Source organism: Nonlabens marinus S1-08 (genome assembly GCF_000831385.1).
GTDB lineage: Bacteria > Bacteroidota > Bacteroidia > Flavobacteriales > Flavobacteriaceae > Nonlabens > Nonlabens marinus.
Genome location: NZ_AP014548.1, coordinates 1949152 through 1964257, shown reverse-complemented (window position 1 = coordinate 1964257; position 15106 = coordinate 1949152). Strand labels below are relative to the sequence as shown.

14 protein-coding genes are annotated in these 15106 nt (G+C 39.4%); 3 read left to right on the top strand and 11 right to left on the bottom strand.

Going from position 1 to position 15106, the window contains the following annotated elements; translation table 11 throughout:
- The first annotated feature begins 55 nt into the window (after nucleotides 1–55).
- The 3 genes from NMS_RS09055 to miaA are packed head-to-tail and all read left to right on the top strand — an operon-like array spanning nucleotide 56 to nucleotide 4251.
- Nucleotides 56–2470, top strand: a complete 2415-nt coding sequence (locus NMS_RS09055) for an alpha-ketoacid dehydrogenase subunit alpha/beta (RefSeq protein ID WP_041496417.1) — start codon at nucleotides 56–58, stop codon at nucleotides 2468–2470.
- A complete protein-coding gene (locus NMS_RS09050; RefSeq protein WP_041496416.1) occupies nucleotides 2470–3336 on the top strand; it encodes an ion transporter in 867 nt (288 codons plus the stop codon). The genes NMS_RS09055 and NMS_RS09050 overlap by 1 nt, the downstream gene beginning before the upstream one ends.
- Nucleotides 3337–4251 (top strand): tRNA (adenosine(37)-N6)-dimethylallyltransferase MiaA, encoded by a 915-nt coding sequence (gene miaA, locus NMS_RS09045; protein WP_041496415.1) that lies wholly within the window; start codon nucleotides 3337–3339, stop codon nucleotides 4249–4251.
- An 11-nt stretch (nucleotides 4252–4262) separates the two neighbouring features.
- On the opposite strand, the gene NMS_RS09040 is transcribed toward miaA, so the two are convergent.
- The 11 genes from NMS_RS09040 to NMS_RS08990 form a co-directional block, all read right to left on the bottom strand.
- Nucleotides 4263–4979, bottom strand: coding sequence for a response regulator transcription factor (locus tag NMS_RS09040; protein WP_041496414.1), 717 nt, complete (start codon nucleotides 4977–4979; stop codon nucleotides 4263–4265).
- A gap of 23 nt (nucleotides 4980–5002) precedes the next feature.
- On the bottom strand, nucleotides 5003–6523 hold the full coding sequence (locus NMS_RS09035) for a sensor histidine kinase (protein WP_052476871.1): 1521 nt from the start codon (nucleotides 6521–6523) through the stop codon (nucleotides 5003–5005).
- Nucleotides 6524–6636: 113 nt separating this feature from the next.
- Nucleotides 6637–7233, bottom strand: coding sequence for a dephospho-CoA kinase (coaE, locus tag NMS_RS09030; protein WP_041496412.1), 597 nt, complete (start codon nucleotides 7231–7233; stop codon nucleotides 6637–6639).
- Entirely contained in the window at nucleotides 7230–8165 is a 936-nt protein-coding gene (locus tag NMS_RS09025; protein WP_041496411.1) for a YbbR-like domain-containing protein, read from the bottom strand. The genes coaE and NMS_RS09025 overlap by 4 nt, the downstream gene beginning before the upstream one ends.
- Nucleotides 8162–9166 (bottom strand): glycosyltransferase, encoded by a 1005-nt coding sequence (locus NMS_RS09020; RefSeq protein WP_041496410.1) that lies wholly within the window; start codon nucleotides 9164–9166, stop codon nucleotides 8162–8164. The genes NMS_RS09025 and NMS_RS09020 overlap by 4 nt, the downstream gene beginning before the upstream one ends.
- A 57-nt stretch (nucleotides 9167–9223) precedes the next feature.
- Nucleotides 9224–10030, bottom strand: coding sequence for an enoyl-ACP reductase FabI (locus NMS_RS09015; protein ID WP_041496409.1), 807 nt, complete (start codon nucleotides 10028–10030; stop codon nucleotides 9224–9226).
- A gap of 32 nt (nucleotides 10031–10062) precedes the next feature.
- Entirely contained in the window at nucleotides 10063–11742 is a 1680-nt protein-coding gene (gene recN / locus NMS_RS09010; RefSeq protein ID WP_041496408.1) for a DNA repair protein RecN, read from the bottom strand.
- A gap of 86 nt (nucleotides 11743–11828) precedes the next feature.
- A complete protein-coding gene (gene porD / locus NMS_RS09005; protein WP_041496407.1) occupies nucleotides 11829–12740 on the bottom strand; it encodes a type IX secretion system protein PorD in 912 nt (303 codons plus the stop codon).
- Nucleotides 12715–13923 carry a bifunctional phosphopantothenoylcysteine decarboxylase/phosphopantothenate--cysteine ligase CoaBC gene (coaBC, locus tag NMS_RS09000; RefSeq protein WP_041496406.1) on the bottom strand — a complete coding sequence of 403 codons (1209 nt, stop codon included), beginning with the start codon at nucleotides 13921–13923 and terminating at the stop codon, nucleotides 12715–12717. The genes porD and coaBC overlap by 26 nt, the downstream gene beginning before the upstream one ends.
- 6 nt (nucleotides 13924–13929) lie before the next feature.
- Nucleotides 13930–14253 (bottom strand): DNA-directed RNA polymerase subunit omega, encoded by a 324-nt coding sequence (locus NMS_RS08995; protein ID WP_041496405.1) that lies wholly within the window; start codon nucleotides 14251–14253, stop codon nucleotides 13930–13932.
- A 4-nt stretch (nucleotides 14254–14257) separates the two neighbouring features.
- Nucleotides 14258–15067: an outer membrane protein assembly factor BamD gene (locus NMS_RS08990; protein WP_041496404.1), complete on the bottom strand. Its 810-nt coding sequence runs from the start codon at nucleotides 15065–15067 to the stop codon at nucleotides 14258–14260.
- Between the last annotated feature and the right edge of the window lie 39 nt (nucleotides 15068–15106).

The following is a 15106-nucleotide window of genomic DNA, read 5'->3' as shown; positions in this document are numbered from 1 at the left end:
CTGGTTGTAACTGGCAAAGGGTTTGATTATCTTTGTGGACAAGCGAGAAACACCTATGCAGACAAAAGAAACAGCTGAACAGCCTTTATTACAGGAAGATTTTAAAAATGAAGTTCTTAAGGATTATAAAATTGCAGTTACCAGTCGGGAATGCAGTTTATTAGGACGTAGAGAGGTTTTAACTGGAAAAGCAAAGTTTGGGATTTTTGGAGATGGAAAAGAATTACCCCAGCTTGCTTGGGCTAGATCTTTCAAAAATGGAGATTTCCGCAGTGGATACTACCGCGACCAGACATTTATGATGGCAATAGGCGAACTGACCATTGAGCAGTTTTTTGCAGGTCTATATGCTAATACTGATATTGCCCAAGAACCTATGAGCGCAGGACGTCAAATGGGAGGGCATTTTTCCACCCACAGTTTGAATGAAGATGGTTCTTGGAAACGATTGGTAGACCAGAAAAACTCCAGCGCAGACATTTCCCCTACTGCTGCTCAAATGCCTAGGCTTTTGGGACTGGCGCAAGCTTCTAAAGTTTATAGACATAACGATTTGATACCTGAAGACAATGGGTTTTCCAACGATGGAAATGAAGTGGCCTGGGGAACTATTGGAAATGCAAGTACCAGTGAAGGACATTTCTGGGAAACATTCAATGCCGCAGGAGTCTTACAAGTACCTATGGTTATAAGTGTTTGGGACGATGAATATGGTATTAGCGTTCATGCGAGACATCAAACAACTAAAGAAAACATCAGTAAAATTCAGTCTGGTTTTCAAAGAGATGAAGATCACGATGGTTATGAACTGATGGAAGTTCAAGGCTGGAACTATCCAGAACTGGTGGAAACCTATGAAAAGGCTGGAGCTGTAGCTAGAGAGGAGCATGTACCTGTCATGATTCATGTACAAGAATTAACGCAGCCTCAAGGACATTCTACTAGTGGATCTCATGAGCGTTATAAAAACGAAGATCGCTTGCAGTGGGAGCGCGAGCATGATTGTAACGTAAAGTTCAGAGAGTGGATTCTACAAAATGATTTTGCAACAGAGGAAGATTTAACCTCTATTGAGAAAGATATCAAAAAGCAAGTACGTGAAGGTAAAAAAGCAGCGTGGGAAGCATACTTAAATCCTATAAAGCAGGAGAAAGATCAAGCAATTGATTTGATGAATGCCGTTGCCAGTGCCTCAGCAAATAAAAACTTCATTACTCCTATAATAGAAGAATTAAAAGCGCAACGGGAACCAGTGCGTAAAGAATTGATGGAATCCGTTCGCAAGGTTCTACGTCTTTCCTTAAAAGAAAGCAATCCAGCTATTGCTGCTTTGAAAGAGTGGAGCGATGACTATATCAAAACTCAACATCATAATTACGGTGATTTTCTTCACAGCCATTCCAAATGGGCGGCGACTAACATTGATGCAGTAGCTGCAGAATACGATGAAGAGGCGGAGGAAGTGGATGCGCGAGTCATCATGCGTGACAACTTTGATGCTCTATTCGCAAAGTTTCCGGAAGTATTGGTATTTGGTGAGGATGCTGGAGCCATTGGTGACGTGAACCAAGGGCTTGAAGGTATGCAGGAAAAATATGGAGCTTTAAGAGTAGCAGATGCAGGAATCCGTGAGGCTACTATATTAGGTCAAGGAATTGGAATGGCCATGAGAGGTTTACGCCCTATTGCTGAAATTCAATATCTAGATTATCTGCTGTACTGCTTACAATTGATGAGTGATGACCTCGCCACCGTTCAGTATAGAACTGCTGGTAAGCAGAAAGCGCCACTCATTATTAGAACACGTGGTCACCGGTTGGAAGGTATTTGGCACAGTGGTTCCCCTATGGGTGGGATCATAAATTTAGTAAGAGGTATTCATGTTTTAGTCCCACGCAATATGACGCAAGCTGCTGGTTTCTACAACACTATGCTAGAAGCCGATGAGCCAGCACTTATTGTAGAGTGTCTAAATGGGTATCGTTTGAAAGAGCAAAAGCCTACAAACCTGGGAGAATTTAAAACTCCGGTAGGTAAAATAGAAGTATTGAGAGAAGGAACGGATATCACCCTAGTTTCTTATGGTTCCACATTGCGACTAGTAATGGAAGCTGCTGAAGTTCTAGAAACTGTCAATATTGATGCAGAGGTAATAGATGTTCAGTCCTTGCTGCCTTTCGACATTTCACAAGACATTAGAAAGAGCTTGGAAAAGACAAGTCGCTTATTAATCATTGATGAAGATGTGCCTGGGGGTGCTAGTGCATTTATACTTGATCAGGTAGTCAATAAGCAAAATGCTTGGAAACTGCTCGATAGCAAACCAGATTGTTTGACTGCCAAGGATCACCGCCCAGCTTACGGTACTGATGGGGATTATTTCTCAAAACCAAGTGTGGACGACATCTTTGATAAGGTGTATCAGATGATGCACGAGTCTCAACCTGCTCGCTATGTTAAAAACTATTAATGCCTAAATCTCAAGTCAAACCAACTGCCGAATGGCGACGCAAGCTCCATGAAATCATTTATGAAGCTGATACGCCTGCTGGAAAGTTGTTTGACGTGTTGTTGCTGGTGGTCATCATCATCAGCGTTATATTAGTATTGCTGGAAAGTGTTCCATCTTTAGGATCAAGATTTGCAGAAGAATTTATTATGGCCGAATGGGTCATTACGATATTCTTTACCATAGAGTATGTATTGAGAATCGTTACCATAAATAAGCCTAGTAAGTATATTTTCAGCTTCTATGGGATTATTGATTTACTTTCCACAGCACCACTTTATTTAACTTTTTTCTTACCAGGAGGCTACAACGCCTTACTCGCAGTGCGTTCTTTGCGCCTTCTAAGAGTTTTCAGAATTCTAAAAATCACACGTTTTATAGGAGAAGCAGATAAATTGAGTAAGGCGCTTAAATCTAGCTTTCCTAAAATTCTAGTTTTTCTTTTCGCAGTATTAGTAATATCCATCATTATGGGAACCCTCATGTATCTTGTAGAGGGCGCTGATAGTGGTTTTGTAAGCATTCCAGTCTCCATTTACTGGTGTATTGTGACATTGACCACTGTTGGTTTTGGCGACATCGCACCCGTAACTCCTATGGGTCAGTTTCTAGCAAGTGTAATTATGATCATGGGTTACGGAATCATCGCTGTCCCTACAGGTATTGTGAGTGCTGAATATACCAGCGGAGCTAAGGATAAAAAACCTGCAGATCCACTGAACAATCCAGAGTACCGCCATGTCAACACTCAGGTGTGTCAAAATTGCCTTGCCAAAAAACACCAAGATGGTGCCACTTACTGCCACAAGTGCGGATATTCATTGTAAATGCAGCGCAAACGACTTATTACCATCATAGGCCCTACTGCAGTGGGAAAGACTGCGCTAGGTATCGCTTTCTCGAAAGCGTACCAAACAGAAATCATTTCCTGCGACTCTAGACAGTTTTTTAAAGAAATGACCATAGGCACCGCAGTTCCATCGACAGAAGAACTGGAAGCTGCACCACATCATTTTATTCAAAACTTGTCGATCCATCAGGATTATAGCGTGGGTGATTTTGAAAGAGACGCGATTGAATTGCTGGATCAATTATTTAAGAAACATGATGAAGTCATTATGGTGGGTGGTAGCGCCTTGTATGAAAAGGCGATAACTCATGGCCTCGATGATTTTCCAGAAGTTCCGGAAGCTATAGAACAACAGTTAGAAAAAGAACTGAATCAAGATGGCTTAGACGCATTAGTAGAGGAATTACGTAAAGTTGATCACGAATATGCCGCCAAGGTTGACATATCCAATCCACGACGTATTCTGAGAGCTCTAAGTATCTATAGAAGTAGTGGAGAAACTTTTTCTAGTTTTAGAACTAGCACTAGTAAAAAACGGAGTTTTGAGGTAATAAAAATAGGACTTGAGGCACCTAGAGAAGAGCTTTATGCGCGCATCAATCATCGAGTCGATGTGATGCTGAAAGCTGGATTACTAGAAGAAGTTCGAGAACTTTTACCCTATAAAGAATTAACCGCCCTAAAAACGGTGGGCTATCAAGAGTTATTTCCTTACTTAGAATATAATTATTCCCTAGAAGAGGGAATTAGGTTAATTAAAAGAAATTCTAGAAGGTTTGCCAAACGACAAATGACTTGGTACAGAAAAGACCCTAGTGTCACATGGTTTTCCTATAAGACCCGCCATACAGAGATTGTAAAGCGGGTCCAAGAAAAATTTATGGAATCTTAACGTACTTTAGATTAGTAATCTACTTGATCTTTTACCAGTAGACGAAATCCTTCACCGTGAATGTTCACAATTTCAACATTATCATCTGGCTTCAAGTACTTACGTAATTTAGCAATGTATACGTCCATAGATCTAGAGGTGAAGTAGTTATCATCTCTCCATATCTTAGTCAATGCCAGTTCTCTAGGCATCAAATCATTTAAGTGAAGAGCGAGCAATCTCAACAACTCATTTTCTTTAGGAGAAAGTTTGATAGGCTCTTGATCATTGTAAGAAAGGAATCTGAGTTTAGAATTTAAATGGAAGTTTCCTATTTGGAATTCAAACTCTTTAGAATCAGCAATGCTGTCTTGACCTTTACGCTGTATGATCGCTTTAACCTTCATCAATAGAACTTCGCTATCAAAAGGTTTATTCAAATAATCATCTGCTCCTACTTTATAACCTCTTAGCACATCTTCTTTCATGGCTTTAGCTGTAAGGAACACGATAGGCACATCTTCGTTTTTCTCGCGAATTTCTTTAGCTAGCGTGAAACCATCCTTATAAGGCATCATCACGTCTAGGATACAAAGGTCGTAATTGTCTTTTTTGAACTTCTCAAAACCTTCCATTCCATTTTTAGCATGAACTACATCAAAATCGTTCATGATCAGGTAGTCCTTGAGCACGGTACCAAAGTTGGGATCGTCCTCTACGAGTAGAATTTTTTTGTTCTCAGTTTCCATAAATATTGAATTAATTGATTGATTTAAACTATTAGCGGCAAGTGGATTGAAAAGGTACTACCTTTTCCTTTAACACTTTGTACATAAATTTCTCCCTCATGGTCCTCAAGTATGCGTTTTGAGTATGCAAGACCTAATCCATGACCTTTTACATTGTGAATATCACCGGTATGTTCTCTAAAGAATTTTTGAAATGCCTTACGTTGCGCCGCTTTTCCCATTCCGATTCCTTGATCCCGTACCTTAATGACTAATTTATTTTTTACATTCTCTGTGTAAACATCAATGATGGGCGCACTTTCAGTATACTTGATTGCATTTTCTAATATGTTGACAATGACATTAGTCATATGACTCTCGTTAGCTAACACCACGGTGCGTAATGCTCCTAAATGGGTTTTAATGGTTCCATTCTTTTCTTCTAACAATAATTGGACATGAGTGATGCTATCATTAATCAACTCATTCATCTCTACGCGCTCTTTAGACAAGTTCAAGTCATTCTTTTCTAGCTTAGAGATTTGCAGCACATTTTCTACTTGTCCATGCATCCTTTTATTTTCTTCTCTTATCATCCTCAAGTAATTCTTCACTTTCTCGGGATCTGAAGAAATTTTAGGATGGTTTAATGAGTCTAGGGCTAGATTAATAGTTGCTATAGGTGTCTTGAACTCATGAGTCATATTATTAATAAAGTCAGTTTTGATTTGAGAAATCTGACGTTGTTTGAAAATTTGATTAATTGCGCTTGAATAGGCAACTACAATGACAGTAGTGAAAACAAGAGATAGTAAAGCCATTCCCATTATGGATGAAAGAATTACCTTCTTTCTTTGTGGAAGTGATATATATAAGTAATAAGGCTCTACAGTATCATAGGATGTCCTATAAATAGGATAATCCCAGGTAGCGTCTGGAACATATGTAAAGTCCGGAGATTGAACTCTAGTAGCAAAACCGTCTTGGTAAATAGCAAATTCAAATCGAGCTTCGATTTGACGTTTCTCTAATTCTAACTTTATTAATTCGTAAACTTCTTCAATTGAAACTCGTTGTGGTAAGGGAAGGATGCTAAAATATTCACTGGCACGTTCTCCTGTAACTTTTCGAGCAAAATTATCAAGTTCTGAATACCGGATTTTGTTGTCTGTTGACGCATTTTCCTCTTTCCGATTCAGCTTTCCATTTGAGTCAAACAATCTTTTAAAAGTAATGCTGTCCAGATCTAGATCGGTAAGTTGTGGATCTAATTTATAATCCTCTATGAGTGGGTTATTGTGAAGAGTAGAGTTTTCAATAAGTCTTCTATTTTGTTGGGCAAGCAGTAACCTTCTCAGCTTGCCTGGCTCTATATTCCCGCCTAAGGTATCCTTCAGGTTTTGTAATGCAAGCTGGTAACTACCTATCTCTCTATTTTCTAGCTCTGTAGCTACGCTTACCATGGTCTGTTTTACTGCAAATGAAAACTGCTCATCGTTATAACGAATGCTATTAGTAATCCAATAAATCTGAACTACGATAATCCCTATAAGGGAAAGGCTCATCAAGCCTATTAAAGTATAAAGTAACCTTTTTTGCACAGCGCAAATTTAACAGTTAGATAAAGTGTTAATTACTCTTTAACCCAATCTTAACTTTACATAATTTATAACTATCCTCAATTTTTTAACATAAAAACGTGAACATTATTTACGTAACAAGGAATCTTGTGTAAATCTTCATTTACTATTAAGAAATCTGCTTTTTTTATACGCTTTGACTCCGCCCACTGATTCTTCATACGCGCTTTGACCGTAGCTTCTGAAACCTGATCTCTTTTCATGACTCTTCTAATTCTTTCCTGTTCAGGAGCTGTAACTAAAATGGTAAAATCACACCTGCTATCACCACCAGTTTCAAACAAAATAGCTGCCTCATAAATGCAATAAATTGCGTCTTTAGATGCCTGCCACTGTTCAAAATGCTGCCTCACCTTAGGGTGAAGTATTGCATTTAATTCTTCTAATAATTGAGAATTATTAAAGACCTGTTCACCTATCCAAGCTCTGTTTGCAACTGTGGACCCATCTTCTAACAGCTTATAACTTTCTTCGCCTAATAGACTCTTGACTTCTTGAATAGCTCCAGGGTCAGAGTTCAATATTATTTTTGACTCCTCGTCAGCAATGTAAACAGGAATCCCAAGTTTTTTAAATTCAGCTGCGACAGTACTTTTACCGCTACCTATGCCGCCAGTTAGACCAACAATTTTCATTGAATAATTAGAATTTGTACAGATTGAGGCTGAACACGGGCTTCATTGACGACTTCATTAGAAACAGTTACCATAGGCACGGCAGTAGTGTCTCCAGAGCTTAGGTTTTGAAGATCTACAGTTACCTTAAAATCATCAGCACTGACTGATTCATAGTCTTTTAACCTGCAAGAAAACACCACAGTAACCACTTCTGGAATCAACTTGATTTTAGCGTCTACTGGCTTATTGATTAGAGTTATAGGAATACGCATGGAACCTTCAGTCATTTGAGCGGCACGAATGGTATAAGAAACTACTGGAGGATCAATTCTTAATTTAGGGTAAAGAGCGTTCAAATCAATTTTCTTAACCACTAGTGAATCTTCAATTGTGATATTATCTAGCTCAACATCAAGAAAATCTAACTTATTAACTAGCTTATCATTACCTGTAATAGTCACTACATCTAAGTCAAAATCACTTTCACCTACTTCTTGATAATTACCCTGAAATTTCACCTTGAAATTTTTCCTAAGAGGGACTTTTTTAGAAGCAAATTTTTCATAGCCTATGGATATAGGTGTGTTGTCGATCTCCAGCACTTGAATATCTTCACCAACTGCTGCGTTGATCATTTTCCTAGAATTTTCTGGACGGAAAATAAGCTCCCCATTTCTAGAGTTGACAGACGTATTGAAATCAATGGTACTAGAAACAACTTTGTAATTGAGCCACAGTAATCGAAATCCACTTGCCTGAACCTTCACAGGAACTTCAACAGTTCTAGAGTCATCATTTAACTCGATATCCACTGGAACATTTGACCATTTCACTTTCACCGTAGTATCCTCTACATAGGTGTTGTTGTAGCGAAAAAGGAACCACAATATCGCAGCCGCAATAGTAAAAACTATGAATGAAAAAAACTTACTGTAATCTGATCTGGTCATTTTGTAAAGAATAGGCTAGGAAAAGCAATCCGCTCTTCCCGTTTCAGAAAATTTATTTGAAGATAACCATTTATAAAACCCAAACCATAACCTGAGAACTGAATCACCACTGCCAGGATACTCATCATACCAATCTTAACTCCATTCTTCAGAGTAGAATCGAAACCCACCAGCGCTAGATAGAACAATACGGTCCCTATTAAAAAAAGTTGACCCGTTAACGTAAATAGGAGTGCTATCAAAAAATAGAAAAGAAAAACAGTTGGAAACCAATAGGTGAGTTTCGATGTATGTGGATGCCATTTATTTAAAATGACCCGAACAGTTCCAAACTTCTTCACCTGTTTGAAAAATAATCGCCAGGAAATACGTCGCTCATGAAATACATATGCTTGCTTGAACAAGGCAGTTTCAAATCCTAGATCCCACAAACGGATGCTTAAATCTGGATCTTCACCAGGATGTATGGTGCTAAAACCTCCCGTTGCTTCAAATGCTTTTTTACTCAAGCCCATATTAAAGCTACGTGGCTGAAATTTGCCTAGAGCCTCACTCCCACCGCGTATACCGCCGGTAGTCAAAATAGAGGTCATGGAATAGTTTATAGCCTTTTGCAAATCTGAAAAACGGTCATTTGCCGCGTCTGGACCTCCATAACAATCCACATAATGTAATCTGAGCTGTTCCTTAACAACTTCTAGATAATGCACTGGCACTAAGCAGTCGCTGTCAAGGATAATAAAGTAATTCCCTTGGGCATTTTGCATTCCATAATTTCTGGAATCGCCTGGACCTGTGTTTTTCTTATAGAAGTAGGAAATGTTTACGCTTTCGCGAAAGCGAGAACAGACCTGCTCACAAGTTTCACTAGAACCATCTTCTATTATTACAACTTCAAAGGAAGATGCACTGCGCACACGGCTGAGGCTTTCCAATAGTTGTTCCACCTCAACTGGACGGTTGAAGACGGGTACTATAAACGAAAACTGCAACTCTTCCATTATTAAATTGAAAAAGGCTGTAGAAACAGCCTTTTTAGTTTATTTGTAAACTTGTATTTAAAACTTCTCGATGACTTCTTGACTTACTCCTGTGTTGGAAAATCCACCATCATGGAACAAATTCTGCATGGTCACTTTTTTTGTGTAATCAGAAAATAAAGTCATGGTATACTCTGCACAATCTTGAGCTGTAGCATTTCCTAGCGGGCTCATTTTTTCTGCATAGCTCAAGAATCCTTCAAAACCCTTCACACCGCTACCAGCGGTTGTAGGCGTTGGAGATTGTGAGATGGTATTTACACGAACCTTTTTGTCTTTCCCAAAGAAGTATCCAAAACTGCGCGCAATACTTTCTAGATAGGCTTTGTTATCTGCCATATCATTGTAATCTGGGAACGTACGCTGGGCTGCCATGTAAGTCAAGGCAACGATGCTTCCCCATTCATTCATAGCGTCTTGTTTGTACAAGGTTTGCATGGTCTTATGGAAAGAGACAGCACTCACATCCCACCCTTTTTCTGTCCATGCATAGTTTTGATCTGTATACGCTTTTCCTTTACGCACATTTACAGACATGCCGATGGAGTGTAATACAAAATCTAATTTCCCGCCTAGAATCTCAACAGACTTGCTTACTAGGTTTTCTAAATCTTCAACACTGGTAGCGTCTGCTGGAATGATTTCACTCCCGCATTCTTCCGCAAGTTTGTTGATTTCTCCCATACGCATCGCTACTGGAGCGTTCGTCAACACGAACGTTGCACCTTCAGCATGCGCTAGTTTTGCGGTTTTCCAAGCGATGGAATTCTCATCCAATGCGCCAAATATGATTCCTCGTTTTCCTTTAAGTAAGTTGTAAGACATAAGTTGATTATATAATGCAAATATAAAATTATCTATTGAAGTAAAATACGTGCATTTTCACGAGCAGCATCTGACACGCTACCACCGCTTAACATTTGGGCAATCTCCTCTACTCTAGCATTTTGGCCTAATTTTTCTATGGTAGAAACGGTACGATCGCCTTCATTTTTCTTACGTACGATCACATGATCGTCTCCTGCAGCGGCAATTTGAGGTAGATGGGTGATGGTAATAACTTGCATGGCGCTAGACATGCGTTTCATGATTACCGCCATCTTTTCTGCAATGGAACCGCTAACGCCGGTATCAATCTCGTCAAAAATTATAGTTGGTAACTGTTTGCATCGTGAAAGCAGCGCTTTTATAGCCAGCATTAATCTCGACAATTCACCACCAGAAGCCGCCTTGTCCAAAGCAAGAAGCTGTGAACCACGATTTGCAGTAAAGGTAAAAATGACCTCATCTTTACCATAGTCATTATAGGCATTCAAGCCAGTCATTTCAATTTTGAATTGGGCATCAGGCATTCCCAATAGCATGACCGTGTCGAGAATTTGCTGCTCCATTGCTACTTTGTGATCCATACGCAGCTGACGCAATTGCAAGGCTAGGATATCTAATTCTTTCACAGTGGCAGTGATCAAGGTTTCCATTTTCTTGATCTTACTGTCCATATTTTGAGCCGTCAAAACTTTATCTGCAAGGTCATCTCTTAATTGCAGCAGGTCTTGAACATTGTCCATTTGATGTTTACGGTACAAGTTATCTAGAGTGCCTAATATTGAATTGACCGTCTCTAAACGCTCTGGATCTACTTCTACTTGACTCTTTTGGCGTTCTGTCTCGACTGATACGTCTTCTAATTCTACAATAACTGAAGTCAATCGTTCATTCAAGGATTTATAAGCTGCTGAAAAAGATTCCACTGTTTTCAATTTTGCCTTGATTTCACGCAGTTCATCAATGATCCCATCACCATCTGCGGTGAGTTGATGTTCTAACAGCCCCAATGCTTCCGTAATAACCTCAACGTTACTGAGCTGTTCGTTTTCTTGTTCCAACTCTTCCTGATTCAAGCCGTCCAGTTGCGCCTCTTCAAGTTCATTCAGTAAAAACGTATTGTAATCCAGCTCACGAGCTAAGGCTGCTTGATTGTCCTTAAATTCTTTTAAGGACTTTACTTGTGTTTTGTACTCTTTGAGCTTTGACTGGTAATCCAATAACAGTTTATTCCCAGATGGATCGGTAGTTTTAGTCTGTTCGTTCACAAACGCATTGAGCGTATCCATTTGGAATTGGTCTGTAGCGAGCTGTAAAGTTTGGTGCTGTGAATGAATATCTATCAGATCTCCTCCTATTTCACTTATAGTGCTTAAGGTAACTGGAGTATCATTTATGAACGAGCGACTTTTACCAGAGGATAATATCTCCCGCCTGATAATACTGACATCATAATAATCTAAATCCTCCGCTTCAAAGAAGGACTTTAATCCCAATTTTGAAATATCAAAATGAGCTTCTACCACACATTTGGTAGAGGTATCTCGTATTGCAGATAAATCCGCACGCTTTCCTGTAACTAGCCCCAGAGCACCAAGTAAAATAGATTTTCCAGCACCAGTTTCTCCTGTAATCATCGTCAAACCTTCATCTAGCGTCAAATCCAGCTGATCGATCAAGGCATAATTCTGTATGTGAATTTCTTTAAGCAACTAAAAAACAAGAGTTTGATTCAAAAAAAAAGCAGCGATTATCGCTGCCTAAATCTAACTAAAATGCAATCGCTGCCCAAGCTCATTTACACCTTTATACTGCGCCATTTTGTAGATTGATTAGGTGCGAGATCTTGAAGTGTTTCCTTAAACTTAGCAATATTTACCGCTGGACCACCTGTGTAAATGCTGGTGATCTCGTCCGCCTTAGCATCAAAAAAGGTACGTTGCAACAAACTGTTGGGGCGTCTAGAGTTCAACTCCTCAAATTTCATAATGTACCCTTGCAAGTTTTGTTTCACCTCCTTAGGGTTCAAGGCAAACTTATCCATCCCATTGATGTGATAATCATACATTATCTCTCGATACTCCTTGTAGGTATCTGATAACAAATCGTTGTTCAAGCGGTATCTAGAGATCAACCCGTTCCCGTCTCCAGGATTCCAACCTATATTTCTAGAAGATTGTGCGAGATTGACAATTTGTTGTGCTTCCTCATGATACTTTTGACCACCTTTCAAAGCAAATGTATCCCCATCTATACCTAAAACAGTATAGACATAAAAGGTAACCAAAGACGTCAGGTTACTCTGAAACTGATTGTCATTGTAAAAAAAAGGAGAGTTCTCTATGTATTCAAAACTAATGTCGTTGTCCTTGTAATTGAAAATGGTCGACGTGTAAGTGGAGTTATAAACAGGTCTGGAAACGGACAATTGAAAGTTCCCTTGAAAACGATTGTTATCATAATTTGTAACTACGAAAATCAAGGCACCATTAATACGTTCTTCCTCATCATAGTTCTTCTCCGTCCACTTGGTGTTATTGATAAACTCCTGCATGGAAGTCTCTAATGTTTTGAAAATTGTCTGATCCGGCTGAGCAATATTTTGCGCGTTCACTTGAACGGTCATATTGAACTCCTGCGCCATGGTGGAGAACGCAATGAACCAGCAAAGCAGGCTGACTATGCTAACTCGTACGTTTAATAATCTCATCAATAATATCTTTAGCCACCATTTGTTTTGACTTTACAGGAAACGCCTCTGCATTTCCAGATTTATCAATGATGGTAATTTTGTTCGTATCGGTACCAAAACCTGCTCCTTCATCCCGCATGGAATTTAAGATTAGTAAATCGGTGTTTTTCTTTTTCGCTTTCGCGAAAGCGAACTCTAATTCATTCTCCGTCTCAAGTGCAAATCCTACTAAAAAGGGTCTTTCCTTTAAAGCTCCGACACTCGCTAGAATATCTGGATTCTTTACTAGCTCTATAGTTAACGTATCAGATTGCTTTTTTATTTTTTGGTTAGCAGTATTCACTGGTTTATAATCTGCCACGGCGGCGCTAAAAATAGCATAATCCTGAGAGGAAACGTACATATGAACGGCGTCATACATTTCTTGAGCACTGACCACATCAATTCTTCTGATCAACTCATGCTGATTTTGCACAGCGCTAGGCCCCATAATCAATGTAACCGTAGCGCCTCTATTTGCTAAATCTTGCGCTAGTGCCATGCCCATTTTACCAGTGCTGTGGTTGCCTATAAAACGTACTGGATCTATAGATTCATGGGTAGGACCTGCCGTAATCAAGCATCTCTTACCTCTTAAAGGTTGCTCTCTCTCTAACTGCTGGCTGACAAAAGCTACGATCTCTTCTGGTTCTGCCATGCGGCCTTTTCCCGAAAGCCCGCTGGCTAGTTCTCCATCGCCTGCTGGGATCATGTGATTGCCGTAGCCAGCAAGTTTTTCAAAATTAGCTGTGGTAGACGGATGTTTGTACATATCCAGATCCATCGCTGGAGCAAAATAAACCGGGCACTTGGCACTGGAATATACGGCGAGCAGCAAATTGTCAATGTTCCCATTCACCATTTTACTCATTGTGTTTGCAGTGGCTGGAGCAATGATCATCAAATCAGCCCATAGACCTAATTCTACATGATTATTCCATACGCCATTCTCATCCTCTTCATTTACAAATGAAGATAGGACAGGATTTTTAGATAAAGTGGATAAAGAAAGAGGTGTGACAAAATCACGCGCTGCCGGTGTCATTACTACCCTAACAGAAGCGCCCGCTTTTACAAGCAGGCGCGTCAAAAATGTAGCTTTGTAAGCGGCTATACCACCAGTTACTCCTAGCAATATGTTTTTCCCGCTTAAAATATTCATGGGAATCTATTCAGCAATTCCTGTGTCTCTGTGATAAATTTTACCATCCATCCATTCCTGTACGGCGATAGAATGTGGTTTAGGCAAACGTTCGTAGAATTTAGAAACTTCTATCTGTTCCTTGTTTTCAAAGATCTCTTCTAGCGAGTCATTGTAAGTTGCAAATTCTTCTAACTTCTCGATCAATTCTTCCTTGATGTCAGTATTGATCTGCTCTGCACGTTTTGCAATAATGGAAATAGCCTCATACATGTTACCAGTAGGGGCTGTTAAAAGATCCCTATCATAAGTAACCGTCGTATTGGGTGCTTTAAGGTTTTTAGTATCCATAGTATTATTCAGTTCTTAAGTTATTGTATTCGTTGATTTTCATCAACAAGTCGTTTGCTTCAGCCATGTATTCGCTGTCAGGAAAACGGATTGCAAAGGTATCATAATATTCCTTAGCAAGCTCAAGTCTTTCTGGAATTAAAACTGCAAAACTATTTACAGCATAATTGTATTGAGAATCAATCAAATAAAAGTGAGCGTCGTCTTGAAATTCTGACCCTGGATGATCGACAATAAAGTTTTCAAAGGTGGTGATCGCAGATACGAATCCACCTCTTGAAAATGGTGCTCTCTTGTGGTAATTTTTTGCAATCTCATAAGCTTTCTTGTCCAGCTTATATCGCATCTCATCTACCAGTGCATTAGCCTCATCAAGATATTCCCCATTAGGATATAGATTGATGTAGTCTTGAAATTTAGTCATGGCACGCTTAGTAGGCTCTTGATCTTTAGAATAAATAGGCGCCATCTCATACAAGCTTTTACCTATCATAAAGGTCGCATATTCTCTATTAGGATCACCTACATAACTATTGCGATAGGTTTCAAATTGATACCCACTCTCTGGATAACGACCATCGTAATACAATGCATTTGCATATTTCAAAGCTGCTGGTGCCGCACTATCTGTACCGCGGAATTGAGGTACTACCTTCTCATAAAGACTAATGGCTTTACCATATTTCTCTGCAGCATATAAAGAATCTGCAACTGTTATTTGATACTGCTTGCTTTCTGATTTTAATGCTTTCTGATAATTAGAACAGCCAGTAATTGCGATGACGATTAATAAAAGAACCGTGATTTGCTTCATTGTTTATTTTTAATACGGTGCAAAGGTAGCCAATTCACA